A 16,100-nucleotide genomic window follows, 5' to 3' on the forward strand; every position below is an offset into this window, starting at 1 on the left:
TCGTTGGCCGTTTCAGCCTTTCGAATGTATAGACGAGTAGTAAAACTACACATGAGCGGCTTATGGCCGCTCGTTTCGTTGTGAGAATAATCGTTACTGTTGGTCTTTAGCCAACTCGAACAGGTAAAAACTTGATGCCGGCTGCCAATAAAATCAGATTTTCAGCTATTTATCATCTTTGTTCGACAGTCGATCAGGTAGTGTCTTCTGAAAAAACACTACATCCAGCCTCTCCCGCGCCGATCAAGGATAGACCATGAGCCTGCCCTCGCTTGCCGAAGTACCGGCCATTCTCCAGTCATTGGTCAGTCGGGCCGAGCAGTCGTTCCGTGCCGCGGTCGCCTTGTTCGACGACGACCACGGGTTGTCTGCCTGGACGCCCGAGCGTTGGGATGCGTTCAAGCGCGTTGCCGCCGCCAGTGATTTTTTCATCGAGCAGAGTCTCCGTGACCCGGCGATGCTGCTGGAGCTGGTGCGCAGCGGCGAACTGGACCGCAGCCTGGCTCCCGGTGAAATGTGCGCACAGATCGGTGCCGCAGTACAGGCCGCCGAGACCGAGGATGAACTGGGACGCGTCCTGCGCCGTCAGCGTACGCGCCAGCAGGTGCGGATCATCTGGCGCGACCTGACCCGCCAGGCCGACCTGGTCCAGACCTGTCGCGATCTCTCGGACATGGCCGACACCTGCATCGACCAAGCCTATCAATGGTTGTACCAGCGCCTCAGTCAGCAATTCGGCACGCCCACCGGACGGCGCAGCGGCGAGCCGCAGCAGATGGTCATCCTGGGCATGGGCAAGCTTGGCGCCGTGGAGCTGAACCTGTCGTCGGACATCGACCTTATTTTCGCCTACCCCGAGGGCGGCGAAACCGTTGGCGTCAAGCGACCGCTGGATAACCAGGAGTTTTTCATCCGTGTCGGCCAGCGCCTGATCAAGGCCCTGGACCCGATGACCGTCGACGGTTTTGTCTTTCGCGTCGACATGCGCCTGCGCCCCTACGGCTCGGCCGGCGCGCTGGTGCTGAGCTTCAATGCCCTGGAGCAGTATTACCAGGACCAGGGCCGCGATTGGGAACGCTACGCCATGATCAAGGCGCGGGTGGTGGCGGGCGATCAGGTGGCCGGTACGCAATTGCTCGACATGTTGCGCCCGTTCGTCTATCGCCGTTACCTGGATTTTTCCGCCATCGAAGCGCTGCGCACCATGAAGCAACTGATCCAGCAGGAGGTGCGGCGCAAGGGCATGGCCGACAACATCAAGCTGGGTTCGGGCGGCATTCGCGAGGTGGAATTCATTGCCCAGGCGTTCCAACTGATCCACGGCGGTCGCGACTTGAGCTTGCAGCAGCGGCCGTTGCTCAAAGTGCTGGGCACCCTGGAAGGCCAGGGCTATCTGCCGGCCAAGGTGGTCGACGAGTTGCGCCAGGGGTATGAGTTCCTGCGTTATACCGAGCACGCTATCCAGGCCATCGCCGACCGCCAGACCCAGATGTTGCCGGACAGCCCACAGGATCAGGCGCGCATTGCATTCATGCTGGGTTTTGCCGACTGGTCGGCCTTTCACGAGCAATTGATGTACTGGCGCGGGCGTGTGGCCTGGCATTTCGGCCAGGTCATCGCCGACCCGGATGAAGAGGAGGGCGGGGAAAGCGAAGTGGTGGTGGGTGGCGAATGGTTGCCCTTGTGGGAAGACAGCCAGGATGAAGAGGCGGCATGTCGTCAGTTGCAGGACGGTGGCTTCGTCGATGCACCCAAGGCCCTCAAGGCACTGGCTGCCTTGCGCGCGAGCCCGCAACTGCGCGCCATGCAGCGCCTGGGGCGCGAGCGTCTGGATGCCTTCATTCCACGCCTGTTGGCCCAGGCCGTGGAGCATGCCAATCCGGACCTGGTGCTGGAGCGGGTGCTGCCATTGGTAGAGGCTGTCGCCCGCCGTTCGGCCTATCTGGTGTTGCTGACGGAAAACCCCGGAGCCCTGCGACGCTTGCTGACGCTGTGCGCGGCGAGCCCTTGGATAGCGGAACAAATCACCCGTTTCCCATTGTTGCTCGATGAATTGCTCAATGAGGGCCGGCTGTTCAAGCCGCCCCTGGCGCCGGAGTTGGCGGCGGAGTTGCGTGAGCGCCTGACGCGCATTCCCGAGGATGATCTGGAGCAACAGATGGAGGCGTTGCGGCATTTCAAGCTGGCGCATCGCCTGCGGGTAGCGGCTTCGGAAATCGCCGGCAGCCTGCCGCTGATGAAAGTCAGCGATTACCTGACCTGGCTGGCCGAGGCGATTCTCGAGCAAGTGCTGGCCCTGGCCTGGCGCCAGACGGTGACCAAGCACGGCGTGCCATTGCGCACCGATGGCAGTCTGTGCGATCCGGGCTTCATTATTGTCGGTTATGGGAAAGTCGGCGGGCTGGAACTGGGGCATGGTTCCGACCTGGACCTGGTGTTCATCCACGATGGCGACCCACAGGCGGAAACCGATGGCCCGAAACCCATCGACGGCGCGCAGTTCTTCACCCGGCTCGGCCAGCGGATCATCCACCTGCTGACCGCCCAGACCAACTCCGGGCAGTTGTACGAAGTGGACATGCGCCTGCGACCGTCCGGGGCGTCGGGGTTGCTGGTCAGTTCCCTTGGGGCGTTTGCCCGTTATCAGGAGAATGAAGCCTGGACCTGGGAACACCAGGCATTGGTGCGAGCCCGGGTGCTGGTGGGGAGCCAGGATGTGGGCCAGGCGTTCGAGAAGGTCCGCGCCCAGGTGCTGGGACGCAAGCGTGACTTGCCGATGCTGCGTCAGGAAGTCAGCGAAATGCGCGCCAAGATGCGGGACAACCTTGGCAGCAAGGCTACCGCCGCCGGGACTGCGCCGAATGCCTTCGAGGCCGCGGCGCCCTTCGACCTCAAGCAGGACGCCGGAGGTATCGTCGATATTGAATTTATGGTGCAATACGCGGCCCTGGCGTGGTCCGAGGAACACCCCTCGCTGGTGCGCTACACCGATAACATCCGCATCCTCGACGGGTTGCAGGAGCTCGGGTTGATGCCGGCCGAAGATGCCACGCTGTTGCGCGAAGCCTATAAAGCCTACCGCTCCGCTGCCCACCGCCAGGCCTTGCAGAAAGATACCGGGGTGATCGCAGGCGACCAGTTCGTGGATGAACGCCGGCAGGTCTTGCGGATCTGGCGGGAGCTGGGGCTGAGCTGAGTATTGAATGAATGTGGGAGCGAGCCTGCTCGCGATGGCGGAGTGTCAGGCGACATTGAGGTTGGATGTGATGGCCTCATCGCGAGCAAGCTCGCTCCCACAGTGGATTTGCGGTGCGGCACTGTACTTGAAACAGATGAAGGCCCCTTGTGGGAGCGAGCCTGCTCGCGATGGCGGAGTGTCAGGCGACATTGATGTTGAATGTACCGGCCTCATCGCGAGCAGGCTCACTCCCACAGTTGATGGGGGTGTGTTGTAGATTAGGGCAACAGGCAACGACCTAAGCCACAGTGATTCTCGAGGCGGGGAGGCGTAGGCCTCCCTGTATCGTTTTTGGAAAGCACATGAATATTCTGATCGTTGGGCCCAGTTGGGTCGGTGACATGGTGATGGCGCAGACACTGTTCCAGTGCCTGAAACAGCGCCATCCGCAGTGCGAAATCGACGTCCTGGCCCCCGAGTGGAGCCGGCCGATCCTTGAGCGCATGCCCGAAGTACGCAAGGCCTTGAGCTTCCCGCTCGGCCACGGCGTGTTGGAACTGGCGACCCGTCGGCGTATCGGCAAATCCCTGGCCGGCCAGTACGACCAGGCGATCCTGTTGCCCAATTCGTTGAAATCGGCACTGGTGCCGTTCTTCGCCCGTATCCCCAAGCGCACCGGCTGGCGTGGCGAGTTTCGCTACGGCCTGCTCAACGATGTGCGCACACTGGATAAAGAACGTTATCCGCTGATGATCGAGCGCTTCATGGCCCTGGCCTACGAGCCTGGGGTCGAGTTGCCCAAACCCTATCCGCGACCGAGCCTTGCGATCGACCCGGTGACCCGTGAAGCGGCGCTGGCCAAGTTCGGCCTGAGCCTGGATCGTCCGGTGCTGGCTCTCTGTCCGGGTGCCGAGTTCGGTGAATCCAAGCGCTGGCCGGCGGAGCATTACGCCCAGGTTGCCGAGGCGAAGATTCGCGAAGGCTGGCAAGTCTGGCTGTTCGGCTCGAAAAAAGATCATCCGGTGGGCGAGGACATCCGCTCGCGGTTGATCCCGGGGCTTCGGGAAGAGTCGGTGAACCTCAGCGGCGACACCTCCCTGGCCGAGGCCATCGACCTGCTGTCCTGCGCCGATTCCGTGGTGTCCAACGACTCCGGCCTGATGCACGTGGCCGCCGCCCTGAATCGGCCATTGGTGGCGGTCTACGGCTCTACTTCGCCAGGCTTCACACCACCGTTGGCCGACAAGGTCGAAGTCGTGCGCCTGGGCATCGAGTGCAGCCCGTGCTTCGACCGCACCTGCCGCTTCGGTCATTACAACTGCCTGCGCCAGCTTATGCCGCCTGCCGTGAACGAAGCCTTGGAACGTTTGCAAGGCACACCCGTGGAGGTCCGGTAACTTGCGGGTATTGCTGATCAAGACCTCTTCGCTGGGGGATGTGGTTCATACCCTGCCGGCGCTGACCGACGCGGCGCGAGCGATTCCTGGCATCAAGTTCGATTGGGTGGTGGAAGAAGGCTTCGCCGAAATCCCCACCTGGCACCCGGCCGTGGGCAAGGTCATCCCGGTGGCGATCCGGCGCTGGCGCAAGAACCTCTGGCAAACCATCAAGAGTGGCGAATGGCGACGCTTCAAACAGAACGTGCGGGCCGAAAAGTACGACCTGGTGATCGACGCCCAGGGCCTGCTGAAAAGCGCCTGGCTGACCCGCTACGTCAAGGCCCCGGTCGCCGGCCTGGATAAGCACTCGGCCCGCGAACCCCTGGCGGCGCGCTTTTATTCCCGGCGCCTGGCGGTGGCCCGTGGTCAGCATGCGGTCGAGCGCGTGCGCCAGTTGTTTGCTCTGGCGCTGGGCTATGACTTGCCGCAAACCCAGGGCAGTTATGGCCTCGACATCGACCGATTGGTGGAATTGCCACGCCCCTACCCCTACGTGGTGTTCCTGCACGGCACGACCTGGGAGTCCAAGCATTGGCCCGAACTTTACTGGCGCCAGCTCACCGAGCGCATGGGGCAGTTCGGAGTGGTGGTAAAACTGCCGTGGGGCAACCCCGCCGAAAAGGCCCGGGCCGAACGCATCGCCAGCGGGCTGCGCAACGCCTTGGTACTGCCGAAACTGAACCTGGGCGGGATGGGCAAGGTGCTTGCCGGCGCCCAGGCCTGCGTGGCTGTGGACACCGGTCTGGGGCATCTGGCCGCGGCCCTGGACGTGCCGACCATTTCGCTGCTCGGTCCGACCAATCCGGTGCTGACCGGCGCCTACGGCAAGGGCCAGATTCACCTCGCCAGTGATTTCCCCTGCGCGCCGTGCATGCAGAAACAATGCACTTACCCGCCGACCGCCGAAGATGCTCGGCGGTTTGACCTGAAACGCGAGCAGCCCCTGTGCTTCACGCGTCTGAACCCCGAGCGTGTTGCCAGCCACCTGAGCACGTTATTGGCTGAGGAGCCGCGCTGATGCAATTGGCTTTTGTCCTTTACAAGTACTTCCCCTTTGGTGGCCTGCAGCGTGACTTCATGCGCATCGCCCTGGAATGCCAGCGACGCGGCCACCAGATCCGTGTCTACACGCTGATCTGGGAAGGCGACGTGCCGCCTGGCTTCGAGGTGCTGGTGGCGCCGGTCAAGGCGCTGTTCAACCATCGCCGCAACGAGAAGCTCAGTGCGTGGATGGAGGCCGATCTGGCCAAGCGCCCGGTGGACCGTTTGATCGGCTTCAACAAAATGCCCGGCCTGGACGTGTACTACGCCGCCGACGGCTGCTTCGAAGACAAGGCGCAGAACCTGCGCAATTCGCTGTACCGGCGCTGGGGTCGCTACCGGCATTTCGCCGAGTACGAGCGGGCGGTGTTCGCCAAGGACGCCAAGACTGACGTGCTGATGATCTCCGAAGTCCAGCAGCCACTGTTCATCAAGCATTACGGCACGCCGCTGGAACGCTTTCACCTGCTGCCACCGGGCATCGCCCAGGACCGCCGTCGGCCCGCCGATGCCGAGGAGATCCGCGCGGCGTTCCGGGCTGAATTCGAGCTGGCCGCCGACGACCTGCTGCTGGTGCAGATCGGCTCCGGGTTCAAGACCAAGGGCGTGGATCGCAGCCTCAAGGCCCTGGCCGCGTTGCCAGCCGAACTGCGAAAACGCACCCGACTGTTTGTAATCGGCCAGGACGACCCCAAAGTATTCCAACTGCAGAGCGCTGCGTTGGGGCTCGGTGACAATGTGCGGTTCCTCAAGGGCCGCAGCGACATCCCGCGTTTCCTGTTGGGCGCAGACCTGTTGATCCATCCGGCGTACAACGAGAACACTGGCACCGTGCTGCTCGAAGCGCTGGTGGCCGGGTTGCCGGTACTGGTCAGCGCGGTATGTGGGTACGCCCATTACATCGCCGAGGCCGACAGTGGCCTGGTGCTCGACGAGCCGTTCGAACAAGCCCAGCTCAACGAATACCTGGAGCGCATGTTGAACGACGCCGATGCCCGGGCGGCCTGGAGCCGCAATGGTCTGGCCTTCGCCGAGACGGCCGACCTCTACAGCATGCCGCAGCACGCGGCCGATGTGATATTGGCGGAGCACGCACAATGAAATTGATGCTGGCCGAACCGTTCAAGAGCCTTTGGGCCGGGCGCGATGCGTTCGCCGAAGTCGAGGCGCTCAAGGGCGAGGTCTATCGCGAACTGGAAGCCCGGCGCACCTTGCGCACGGAGGTGGACGGTCGTGGTTTTTTCGTGAAGATCCACCGCGGTATCGGTTGGGGCGAGATCTTCAAGAACCTGTTCACCGCCAAGCTGCCGGTACTCGGCGCGGGTCAGGAGTGGAAGGCGATCCAGCGTTTGCAGGAAGTCGGCGTACCGACCATGACGGCTGTAGCCTACGGCGAGAAAGGCCGCAACCCGGCGGACCAGCATTCGTTCATCGTCACCGAAGAGCTGGCGCCGACCGTCAGCCTCGAAGACTTCAGCATCGACTGGGTCAAGCAGCCGCCGCAACCGACACTCAAGCGTGCCCTGATCGCCGAAGTGGCGCGCATGACCGGCATGATGCATCGCGCCGGGGTCAATCATCGTGACTGCTACATCTGCCACTTCCTGTTGCATACCGACAAGCCGGTGACGCCGGCGGATTTCAAACTCTCGGTGATCGACCTGCACCGCGCCCAGACCCGCCCGGCCATCACCACTCGCTGGCGCAACAAGGACCTGGCGGCACTGTATTTCTCGGCGCTGGACATCGGCCTGACCCGCCGCGACAAGTTGCGTTTCCTCAAGGGCTATTTCCAGCAGCCGTTACGGCGGATCCTCGCCGAAGAGGCTGCGTTGCTGGCCTGGCTCGAAGGCAAGGCCAACAAGCTGTATGCCCGCAAGCAGCGGTACGGGGACGCGCTCTGATGTCGGGTTGGAATCTGGAACCTGCGTACGTCGAGCTGGCGCAGGACTTTGGCAGTCTCGACGCGGTGTTCGCGTTGCAAGGGGAGCGTTTGACCCGTGACCCGTTGTCAGAGGTGATCCGGGTGCAGCGCAACGGCGTGAACTATTACGTCAAGCGCTACGTCGGCGCCGGCAAGGGTTTGCGCCGCTACCTGGGCAAGCCGCGGGTCAAGTCCGAGTGGCAGAACCTCAAGCGCTTCGCCAAATGGGGCATCCCCACCGCCGAAGTCGTGGGCTGGGGCTTGGAGCGAAACGGCGCGACCTATGCCCGTGGCGCGCTGATCACCCGCGAACTGCCGCATACCGAAGACCTCTCGGCCCTGGCCGAGCGGCACGACCCGCGACTGGCGGATCGCGCCTGGGTCGATGGCGTGAGCCGGCAATTGGCCGGCTACACGCGGACCATGCACGACCATCGCTTCACCCATAACGATCTGAAGTGGCGCAACCTGTTGATCGACGATCGCTCGCGGCTGTTTCTGATCGACTGTCCAAACGGCGACTTCTGGCGTGGTTTCTGGCTCAAGTACCGTATCACCAAGGATTTGGCGTGCCTGGATAAAGTGGCCAAATACCATTTGTCGGCCACGCAGCGCCTGCGTTTTTATCTGCAATACCGTCAGCGCGACCGGCTCGATGCGTGCGACAAGAAACGCATCCGTCACGTGGTGAGATTTTTCGAGGGGCGTGAATGACTGATTTTCTGGCCGCTGAAGACCGGGCGTTGTTGCAGCGTCATGGCCTGGACAGCTTCGAGGCCTTGTGGGCGCGGCAACTGGAGGCGGTGGACGAACCCAATACCTCGGGCGACGGCTGGAGCAGCGTGTTCCGACTGGAGCTGGAAGGGCAGGGTTATTACCTCAAGCGCCAGAGCAATTACCTGACCCGAACCTGGTCCCACCCGTTTGGCGAACCGAGTTTTTCCCGGGAGTTTCGCAACATCAGCCGTTATCGCCAGTTGGGGATTCCGGCCCTGCAAGCGGTGTTCTACGGCCAGCGCAAAGTGGATGGCGAGGTGCGAGCGATCCTGCTGACCCGCGCCCTGGATGGCTGGGACGACCTGGATTCACTCTTGCAACGCTGGCCGAGCCTGACGACGGCGCAGCGCACCACCATCCTCGACGCCTGCGGTCAGTTGGCGCGGCGACTGCACGGCATGCATCAGGTGCACGGCTGCTTTTATCCGAAACACATCTTCCTGCAAGCCACCGCCAGCGGTTACCAGGCGCAATTGATCGACCTGGAAAAGACCCGGCCACTGCTGTTCGGCCAACGGGATCGGGTCAAGGACCTGGAGCCTCTGCTGCGTCGCGCGGCAGTCTGGAGCGATGCCGATGTGCGCCAATTGCTGTCTACCTACCTGGACCAGCCGCTCGACAGTGGGCTGGTCGACAGCTGGATGACCCGCCTGACCGCCCGGCGTAGCCACAAGGAAGCCCGTTGATGCATTTGTCCGAATTGAAGAATGCCGGCCGCAGCCCCAGCCTGCCGCTGAGCCTGGAACTGGCCGACGCTGCTGGCGCGGCGCAATTGCAGCTGCTTTCGCTGTTGCGGGTGTTGCCGGGGCAGCGTTATGTCGGCGCGGGCGTCTGGCGTGGTCGGCCGGTGCTGGCCAAATTATTGGTGGGCAGCAAGGCCGCCCGGCATTTCCAGCGGGAACTGCAAGGCGTGCGCTTGCTGGCCGAGCAAGGGTTGACCACGCCGTTATTGCTCGCCGATGGCCTGAAAGAGGGTGAAGGCGGCTGGTTGTTGTTCCAATTGCTCGAAGACGCCGAGAGCCTGGGCGATGCCTGGAAACAGGTCGAACACCTGCCGTTGCTGGCCGACGAGCAGGCGGCGGTGCTGGCCGAAGCCCTCGGCGCCATCGCGCAACTGCACGGCAAAGGCCTCTGGCAGGAAGACCTGCACCTGGACAATCTGCTGCGCCATGACGGCCAGCTCTATTTGATCGACGGCGCTGGCATCCGCGCTGAGACCCCGGGGCAACCGTTGTCGCGGCAGAAGGTCCTGGAGAACCTGGGGGTATTTTTCGCCCAGCTGCCCAAAACCCTCCAGCCGTTCAATGAAGAGCTGCTGGTGTATTACCTGCTGGGCAACGCCGAACACGCGCTGCCCATGGAAGCGTTGCAAAAACAGATCGACAAGGTGCAAGCCTGGCGTCTCAAGGACTTCCTGGCAAAAGTCGGGCGTGAGTGCAGCCTGTTCAGTGTGCAGCGCGGGGCGTTCGGCCTGCGGGCGGTCCGTCGTGATGAAGAAGCGGCGATGACGCCGGTGCTGGAGCAGGCCGATGCGTTGCTTGACCAGGGCCATCTGTACAAGACCGGTGGCGCGGCCAGCGTCGGCAAAGTCGAGGCGAACGGTCGTACCTTGGTGATCAAGCGCTACAACATCAAGAACTTCGCCCACTGGCTCAAGCGCTTCTGGCGCCCGAGTCGTGCCTGGCATTCCTGGCGCGAAGGCCATCGCCTGGCTTTCCTCGGCATTGCCACACCCAAGCCGCTGGCTTTGCTGGAGAAGCGCTTCCTGTGGTTGCGCCGCGGCGCCTACCTGGTCACCGAACACCTGGCGGGGCCGGACATCATCGAGCGCTTCGGCCCTTACGTGGAGAACGGTGAAGCCCCCGAAGCTGAATTGCTGGCGCTGGATCGCTTGTTTGCCGACCTGATCCGCGAGCGCATCAGCCATGGCGACTTCAAGGGCCACAACCTGTTCTGGCAGCACGACCGCTGGGCGCTGATCGACCTCGACTCCATGTGCCAACACCGCACCCAGGCCAGCTTCGCCCCGGCCTACGCCCGGGATCGCGCGCGGTTCATGCGCAATTGGCCGCAGGACAGTGCGTTGTATCGGGTGATTGATGGGCGGTTGCCCAAAACAATCGATAGCGCCTCGTCCGCCCTATGAATCGCAAGTGAAGACCGTGCTGTTCACGTGAGGTCGCCGATGCACCGTGGCGAGGGAGCTTGCTCCCGCTGGGCTGCGCAGCAGCCCCAAAAAGGCCGGCGCATTCCCGCAGGAAAACCGCATCAACCGGTTTACGACGGCTGCGCCGCCGAGCGGGAGCAAGCTCCCTCGCCACAGGTACGCTGCCCTGCAAGCGCCAGGCGATCGTGTGCTGCACGCTCGCCACTCACCGCTAGAGGCTTAAGGCCGCTTTTAAGCTATAATCCCGCCCTTTAGCTGCCCCGCACCCTTGGCGCGCGGCACATCAATTTTTCGCGGCGCTTGTCGCCCGTATGCAGACATAAGAGGCTAGACCCCTGTGGCATTGACGATTCTTGGCCTGTCCGGCGCCCTTAGCCATGATCCTTCCGCAGCGCTGTACATTGACGGCAAGCTGATCGCGGCGGCCGAGGAAGAGCGCTTCGTACGCGATAAACATGCAAAGAACCGCATGCCCTACGAGTCGGCGAAGTTCTGCCTGGAACAGGCTGGCATCAAGCCGTCCGACGTTGACGTGGTGGCGATTCCCTTCGCCCCGATCAGCCTGTTCGGCGAGGCTCGCTGGCACTACGCCAAGCGTTACTGGTACGCCCCGGACCGCGCCCTCGACGCGATCCTGATGGGTAACCGTCGCTACAAGCGCTATCGCCGCAAGATCGTCTGGTGCCTGGAGCAACTGGGCTTCGATCCGAAAAAAATCAAGATCGAGCCGGTCGAGCACCACCTGGCCCACGCCTCCAGCGCCTACCACTGCTCGGGCTTCCAGGAAAAAACCGCGATCCTGGGCATCGATGGCAAGGGCGAATACGCCACGACCTTCTTCGGCTACGGCGAAAACGGCAAGATCCACAAGATCAAGGAATTCTTCGACCCAGACTCCCTGGGTGGCCTGTACGGCGCGATCACCGAGTTTCTCGGTTTTGAAATGCTCGACGGTGAATTCAAGGTCATGGGCATGGCGCCTTACGGCGATGCCAGCAAGTACGATTTCTCGCGCCTGGCCTCGTTCGAAAACGGCGAGCTGGTGATCAACACCGACTATGCCAACGTGATCGGCCTGCGTCGCTATAAAGAGAAGGGCAAGGGTTTCTACTTCTCGCCGAAGCTGATCGAGTGGCTCGGCCCGAAACGCGAAGGCGACATCGCCGACGAGCCGTACATTCACTACGCGGCCAGCATGCAGGCGCTGTTCGAGAAGCTCGCGCTGCAAATGATCGATCACTACCTGGGCGACGTACTCAAGGAAACCGGCAAGCTGGCTTTCGCCGGCGGCTGCGCGTTGAACGTCAAGCTGAACCAGAAAATCATCGCCCGCGACGACGTCAAGGAGCTGTTCGTGCAACCGGCTTCCGGTGACGCCGGTACCGCGGTGGGTGCGGCGGCTTATGTGTCCCACGCCCGTGGTGTGCCGGTAGAGAAGATGGAACATGTCTACCTCGGCCCGGCCTACAGCAACGAAGACGTGATCGCTGCATGCGCCCGCCATCCGAGCAAGCCGGCATGGCGCAAGATCGACAACACGCCTGAGCGCATCGCCAAGATCATGGTCGACGGCAATCCGGTGGCCTGGTTCCAGGGGCGCATGGAGTTTGGCCCGCGCGCCCTGGGCGGTCGCTCGATCATTGGCTGCCCGAGCGCCAGCGGCGTGGCCGATCGCATCAACGAACAGATCAAGTTCCGCGAGCGCTGGAGGCCTTTCTGCCCGTCGATGCTCGACACCGTCGCGCCGCAGATGATCAAGGTCGACCACCCGGCGCCGTTCATGACCTTCACCTTCGAAGTGGCCGAAGAATGGAAAACCCGCGTGCCGGAAGTCGTCCATGAAGACGGCACGTCCCGGGCCCAGGTGCTCAAGCGTGAATACAACCCGCGCTACTACGACATGATGAAGGCGCTGGAAGTCCTGACCGGCAACGGCGTGTCGCTGAATACTTCGCTCAACCGTCGTGGCGAACCGATGATCTGCTCGCCGACCGACGCGCTGAACATGTTCTATGGTTCCGACCTGCAGTACCTGATCATGGAAGACATCCTGGTGGTCAAAGACGGCGTGGACGCTTATGACACGCTCGGCTGAGCGACATGTGCTGCAGTTCTGCCACGGTTATGACGGGCCGTTCCTCGACTGCGCCCGTCAGTACGCCAGCCTGTTCGCGGGCACTGGCTATCGCGTGACCACGGTGTTTCTCACTGGGGCGGCCGATGCTGAGGTCGCCGCCGGCTGTGCCTCGGACGAGGTGCTGTTCATGGAGTACAGCTCCAGTGCCGTTCGCGGCCTGAAGCTGGGGGCCATCAGCGATCTGCGCAAGATCGCCGCCTCACGCAATTTCAGTTTCTGCATTGCCCATCGCTTCAAGCCGATCTACATCGCCCTGCTGGGCACGCGCCTGCCGGTGATCGGCGTGCACCATGCCTTTGGTGACTACCAGCGGCGTACGCGCCGGCTGTTCGCCCATGTGTTTCGCAAGCGTCTGAGCCTGCTCGGAGTGTCCGATGCGGTGCGTGACGACATGCGTCGCTGCCTGCCGAAATGGCCGGCTACGCGGATCCAGACTCTCTACAACCGCATCGACCTCGATGCCGCCCAGGCCGGCCAAGTCTCCCGGGAGGAGGCGCGGCATACGCTCGGGCTGGATACGGACGCCTGGATTGTCGGCAATGTTGGCCGTCTTCACCCGGACAAGGACCAGGCCACACTGTTGCGCGGCTTTGCCGCGGCACTGGAGTATCTGCCGGTCAACAGCCAGTTGGCGATTCTCGGCAAGGGCCGTCTGGAGCAGGATCTCAAGGCACTGGCTCGTGAGCTGGGCATTGCTGATCGCGTGCTGTTCCTTGGCCAGGTGCCCGAGGCGCGCCGTTATTTCCGCGCTTTTGATGTGTTCGCCCTGAGCTCCGACCACGAACCGTTCGGCATGGTGCTGCTCGAAGCCATGGCCGCTGGCGTGCCGTTGCTGGCCACGGCCTGCGGCGGCGCCAAGGAAGTGGTCGAGGACGTGGGCATCCTGTTTCCGCTGGGCGACGCCGAGCACATGGCCCAGGGGCTGCAACACCTGGCGGCCATGGACGATCTGCAGCGTCGCCAATGCGCCGAGCTGATGCTCGACCGCTTGCGCGAACGCTTCTCGGATCGCGCCGTACGCGAGGCATTCTGGCGTTTGCCCCAAGTCACCGAACTGGCGCCGAGGGCCTGATGCTCAACCGATTCCAAGGCTGGCGCGAGCGCGGCTGGACCGCTGTCGATGCGTCGATTTATGCCCAGGCCTGGCAGCGTTTTGGCGGCAGTGTGGCGACCCATCCTTTGGTGGTCGAGCGCCTGGCGGCCCTGGCCGGGATTCCCGTGCGCTACCTGGCGTTCGAGCAGGATGGCGAACTCAAGGCCGCCATACCGACCTGGGGCCGCGACCTGGCGCTGTCCAAAGACGTGCTCAAGCGCAGCGGCAAGAAGGGCCTGTTCGACCTGGGCAATGCCGAGCTGATCCTGCCGGCGGCGCCCGATGCACAAGCCCCGTTGCGGCATCGTGGACGTTACCTGTCGGCCCTCAATGAGGGACGCTTCAGCGGCTTGAAGTTGCAGCAGGAACAACTGGCCATGGCCCGCACGCCGGAAGAACTGTCCAAGAAGTTTCGCTACAACCAGCGCCGCGAGTTGCGTTTGCTGGAAGAGGCGGGCGGGGTGGTACGGCCGGTCGGCGAGTTTACCAGCGCCGAGTTGGCCTCGATCTACTGTGACCTGTTCCTGCGTCGCTGGGGCTTTGCGGCCACCGGTGCCGAGCGCATGGGCGAGGTGATCGAGTTGCTGCGCGAATGGTTGATCGGCTCGGTGATTTTTCTCAACGATGCGCCGATTGCCATCCAGTTGGTGTATCGCGTAGAAGCGCCCGAGTGGATCAGCGTCGAGTACATCAACGGTGGCGTCGATCCGCAGACCCGCGAATTCAGCCCTGGCAGCGTGTTGAGCTTCCTCAACACCCAAAGCGCCTGGGAACATGCTCGTGCCGCCGGCAAGCCGTTGCGTTTTTCATTCGGCCGGGCGGACCGGGAATACAAGGACCGTTGGTGCAACCCCGTGCCGGTGTTTACCGTATGAACCCACCCATGAGTCGCAAGCAACAGCTGCTCCGGCGCCACCGTCGCAACAAGCGCGTGGGGTTGTTACTCGCCCTGGTGGTGTTGGTGTCGCTGGGCGTCGCGGTGGCCTGGTGGCTGCCCCTGGTATTGGCGGTGCTGGGCTGGATCGCCCACGAGGCGTGGTTCGCCGATCACTTGTTCTATTCGCCCCGGGACGATTACCAATACAGCTTCCCGCCGTTCACCCAGCAACCCAAGGTGCATTTGAATGCCGGGCGGCTACGGTTGGACGAAGGCGTGATCCTGGACGATGGCGCGACGCTGATCCTCGCGCTGCGGATCAAGAGCACTTGGCTGGGACGCTTTATCGACCCGCTCGTCGAATTGTCGGGCGGCGAAAGGGACCTGCAAACTTTCGAGCGCGGGGTCAATGGCCTGCGCTATCTCAACCTCAGCGAGCAGGGTCCGGCGTTGTCCCGGGGCGAGCTGCGTCTGCGTGGGCGCCATTGCCGTTTGCTGGGCGAGCCGACGCTGTGGTCTTTCACGCCACCACAAGTCCAGCGCCAGCGGGTGATGGTCATCGCCCCTCACGCCGATGATGCGGAACTGGCTGCCTATGGTTTGTACAGCCAGGCAGACGAAACCTGGATTGTGACGCTGACCGCCGGTGAAATCGAAGCTGAGCATTATCAACAGATGGGCTTGGACCGTGTCGAGGCCGCGCGGCTCAAGGGCCGTTTGCGCGCCTGGGACAGCATTGCCGTACCGCGTTGGGCAGGGGTGCCTGAAGCGCACTGTGTGCAGTTGGGGTATTTCTGCCTGCAACTGGCGGCCATGCAGGCGGCGCCGAGCCAACCACAAGGCTCTCGCGAGGCTGGCCTGAGCGATATCCGGCTGTTCCGCCAGTTGAACCCGTTCACCTTGCCGGGCGATGCCGACGGCGCGCCGACCTGGAACAACCTGCTGGCGGACCTGCGCGAACTGCTGCTCAAGGCGCGTCCCGAAGTCATTGTATTGCCACATCCGACCCTCGATCCGCACCCCGATCATCTCTGCGCCCATCATGCCGTCCTGCAAGCCCTCGAAGGCCTGGAGTGGCAACCGACCACGCTGTTGGGCTACGCCAATCACCTGCACGACAATGATCGCTGGCCCATGGGGGATGCGGGCACAGGCATTGCGTTGCCGCCGTATTTCGAGCCGGCCCAGCCGATGCAGCCTGTCAGCCTGCCGCTGGCGTTGCCTGGACAGCGCGACAAGGCCATGGCGCTGGGCATGATGCATGACCTGCAACCGCGCGCGCCGTTCAAGCGACGCTTGCGCCGTGGCATCCAGCGCCTGCTGGCCGGGCGCACGGGCTCGCCGTATGGCGAGAACGAGTTTTTTCGCAAGGCTGTGCGTCGCCATGAGCTGTTCTGGCGGTTGTAACGGCCCAAGGTGGGGAGGCTTTGCGCTACGGCGCAAACCGGCCTCCGGTTATTTATCAAG

At 63.0% G+C, this 16,100-nt stretch carries 12 protein-coding genes; all 12 read left to right on the top strand.

Annotation, left to right across the window (positions count from 1 at the left end):
* Nucleotides 1-256 precede the first annotated feature (256 nt).
* Entirely contained in the window at nt 257-3,196 is a 2,940-nt protein-coding gene (glnE, locus tag DTP52_RS04940; RefSeq protein WP_109752106.1) for a bifunctional [glutamate--ammonia ligase]-adenylyl-L-tyrosine phosphorylase/[glutamate--ammonia-ligase] adenylyltransferase, read from the top strand.
* Between the two features lie 344 nt (nt 3,197-3,540).
* On the top strand, nt 3,541-4,575 hold the full coding sequence (gene waaF / locus DTP52_RS04945) for a lipopolysaccharide heptosyltransferase II (protein ID WP_109752107.1): 1,035 nt from the start codon (nt 3,541-3,543) through the stop codon (nt 4,573-4,575).
* Between the two features lies 1 nt (nt 4,576).
* Nucleotides 4,577-5,635 (top strand): lipopolysaccharide heptosyltransferase I, encoded by a 1,059-nt coding sequence (gene waaC / locus DTP52_RS04950; protein ID WP_109752108.1) that lies wholly within the window; start codon nt 4,577-4,579, stop codon nt 5,633-5,635.
* Entirely contained in the window at nt 5,635-6,759 is a 1,125-nt protein-coding gene (locus DTP52_RS04955; RefSeq protein ID WP_109752109.1) for a glycosyltransferase family 4 protein, read from the top strand. Before waaC ends, DTP52_RS04955 begins: the two co-directional genes overlap by 1 nt.
* A complete protein-coding gene (gene rfaP / locus DTP52_RS04960; RefSeq protein WP_109752110.1) occupies nt 6,756-7,562 on the top strand; it encodes a lipopolysaccharide core heptose(I) kinase RfaP in 807 nt (268 codons plus the stop codon). The genes DTP52_RS04955 and rfaP overlap by 4 nt, the downstream gene beginning before the upstream one ends.
* Nucleotides 7,562-8,296: a lipopolysaccharide kinase InaA family protein gene (locus DTP52_RS04965; protein ID WP_109752111.1), complete on the top strand. Its 735-nt coding sequence runs from the start codon at nt 7,562-7,564 to the stop codon at nt 8,294-8,296. The genes rfaP and DTP52_RS04965 overlap by 1 nt, the downstream gene beginning before the upstream one ends.
* Nucleotides 8,293-9,045: a lipopolysaccharide kinase InaA family protein gene (locus DTP52_RS04970; RefSeq protein ID WP_109752112.1), complete on the top strand. Its 753-nt coding sequence runs from the start codon at nt 8,293-8,295 to the stop codon at nt 9,043-9,045. Before DTP52_RS04965 ends, DTP52_RS04970 begins: the two co-directional genes overlap by 4 nt.
* On the top strand, nt 9,045-10,505 hold the full coding sequence (locus DTP52_RS04975; protein WP_109752113.1) for a lipopolysaccharide kinase InaA family protein: 1,461 nt from the start codon (nt 9,045-9,047) through the stop codon (nt 10,503-10,505). The genes DTP52_RS04970 and DTP52_RS04975 overlap by 1 nt, the downstream gene beginning before the upstream one ends.
* 358 nt (nt 10,506-10,863) lie before the next feature.
* Nucleotides 10,864-12,621: a carbamoyltransferase gene (locus DTP52_RS04985; RefSeq protein ID WP_109752114.1), complete on the top strand. Its 1,758-nt coding sequence runs from the start codon at nt 10,864-10,866 to the stop codon at nt 12,619-12,621.
* On the top strand, nt 12,605-13,735 hold the full coding sequence (locus DTP52_RS04990; RefSeq protein ID WP_109752115.1) for a glycosyltransferase: 1,131 nt from the start codon (nt 12,605-12,607) through the stop codon (nt 13,733-13,735). Before DTP52_RS04985 ends, DTP52_RS04990 begins: the two co-directional genes overlap by 17 nt.
* Nucleotides 13,735-14,631: an antimicrobial resistance protein Mig-14 gene (locus DTP52_RS04995; RefSeq protein ID WP_109752116.1), complete on the top strand. Its 897-nt coding sequence runs from the start codon at nt 13,735-13,737 to the stop codon at nt 14,629-14,631. Before DTP52_RS04990 ends, DTP52_RS04995 begins: the two co-directional genes overlap by 1 nt.
* An 8-nt stretch (nt 14,632-14,639) precedes the next feature.
* Entirely contained in the window at nt 14,640-16,040 is a 1,401-nt protein-coding gene (locus DTP52_RS05000) for a PIG-L deacetylase family protein (protein WP_109752117.1), read from the top strand.
* Nucleotides 16,041-16,100 lie beyond the last annotated feature (60 nt).

The sequence above is a fragment of the Pseudomonas sp. 43mfcvi1.1 genome, from assembly GCF_900115935.1.
Lineage (GTDB): Bacteria > Pseudomonadota > Gammaproteobacteria > Pseudomonadales > Pseudomonadaceae > Aquipseudomonas > Aquipseudomonas bijieensis.

Bases quoted from the DNA above. Each gene is read 5' to 3' on its own strand.
- DTP52_RS04995 (WP_109752116.1), top strand. From the start codon at position 13,735: ATGCTCAACCGATTCCAAGGCTGGCGCGAGCGCGGCTGGACCGCTGTC.
- DTP52_RS04955 (WP_109752109.1), top strand. From the start codon at position 5,635: ATGCAATTGGCTTTTGTCCTTTACAAGTACTTCCCCTTTGGTGGCCTG.
- DTP52_RS04990 (WP_109752115.1), top strand. From the start codon at position 12,605: ATGACACGCTCGGCTGAGCGACATGTGCTGCAGTTCTGCCACGGTTAT.
- waaF (WP_109752107.1), top strand. From the start codon at position 3,541: ATGAATATTCTGATCGTTGGGCCCAGTTGGGTCGGTGACATGGTGATG.
- glnE (WP_109752106.1), top strand. From the start codon at position 257: ATGAGCCTGCCCTCGCTTGCCGAAGTACCGGCCATTCTCCAGTCATTG.
- DTP52_RS04965 (WP_109752111.1), top strand. From the start codon at position 7,562: ATGTCGGGTTGGAATCTGGAACCTGCGTACGTCGAGCTGGCGCAGGAC.
- rfaP (WP_109752110.1), top strand. From the start codon at position 6,756: ATGAAATTGATGCTGGCCGAACCGTTCAAGAGCCTTTGGGCCGGGCGC.
- DTP52_RS04975 (WP_109752113.1), top strand. From the start codon at position 9,045: ATGCATTTGTCCGAATTGAAGAATGCCGGCCGCAGCCCCAGCCTGCCG.
- DTP52_RS05000 (WP_109752117.1), top strand. From the start codon at position 14,640: ATGAGTCGCAAGCAACAGCTGCTCCGGCGCCACCGTCGCAACAAGCGC.
- DTP52_RS04970 (WP_109752112.1), top strand. From the start codon at position 8,293: ATGACTGATTTTCTGGCCGCTGAAGACCGGGCGTTGTTGCAGCGTCAT.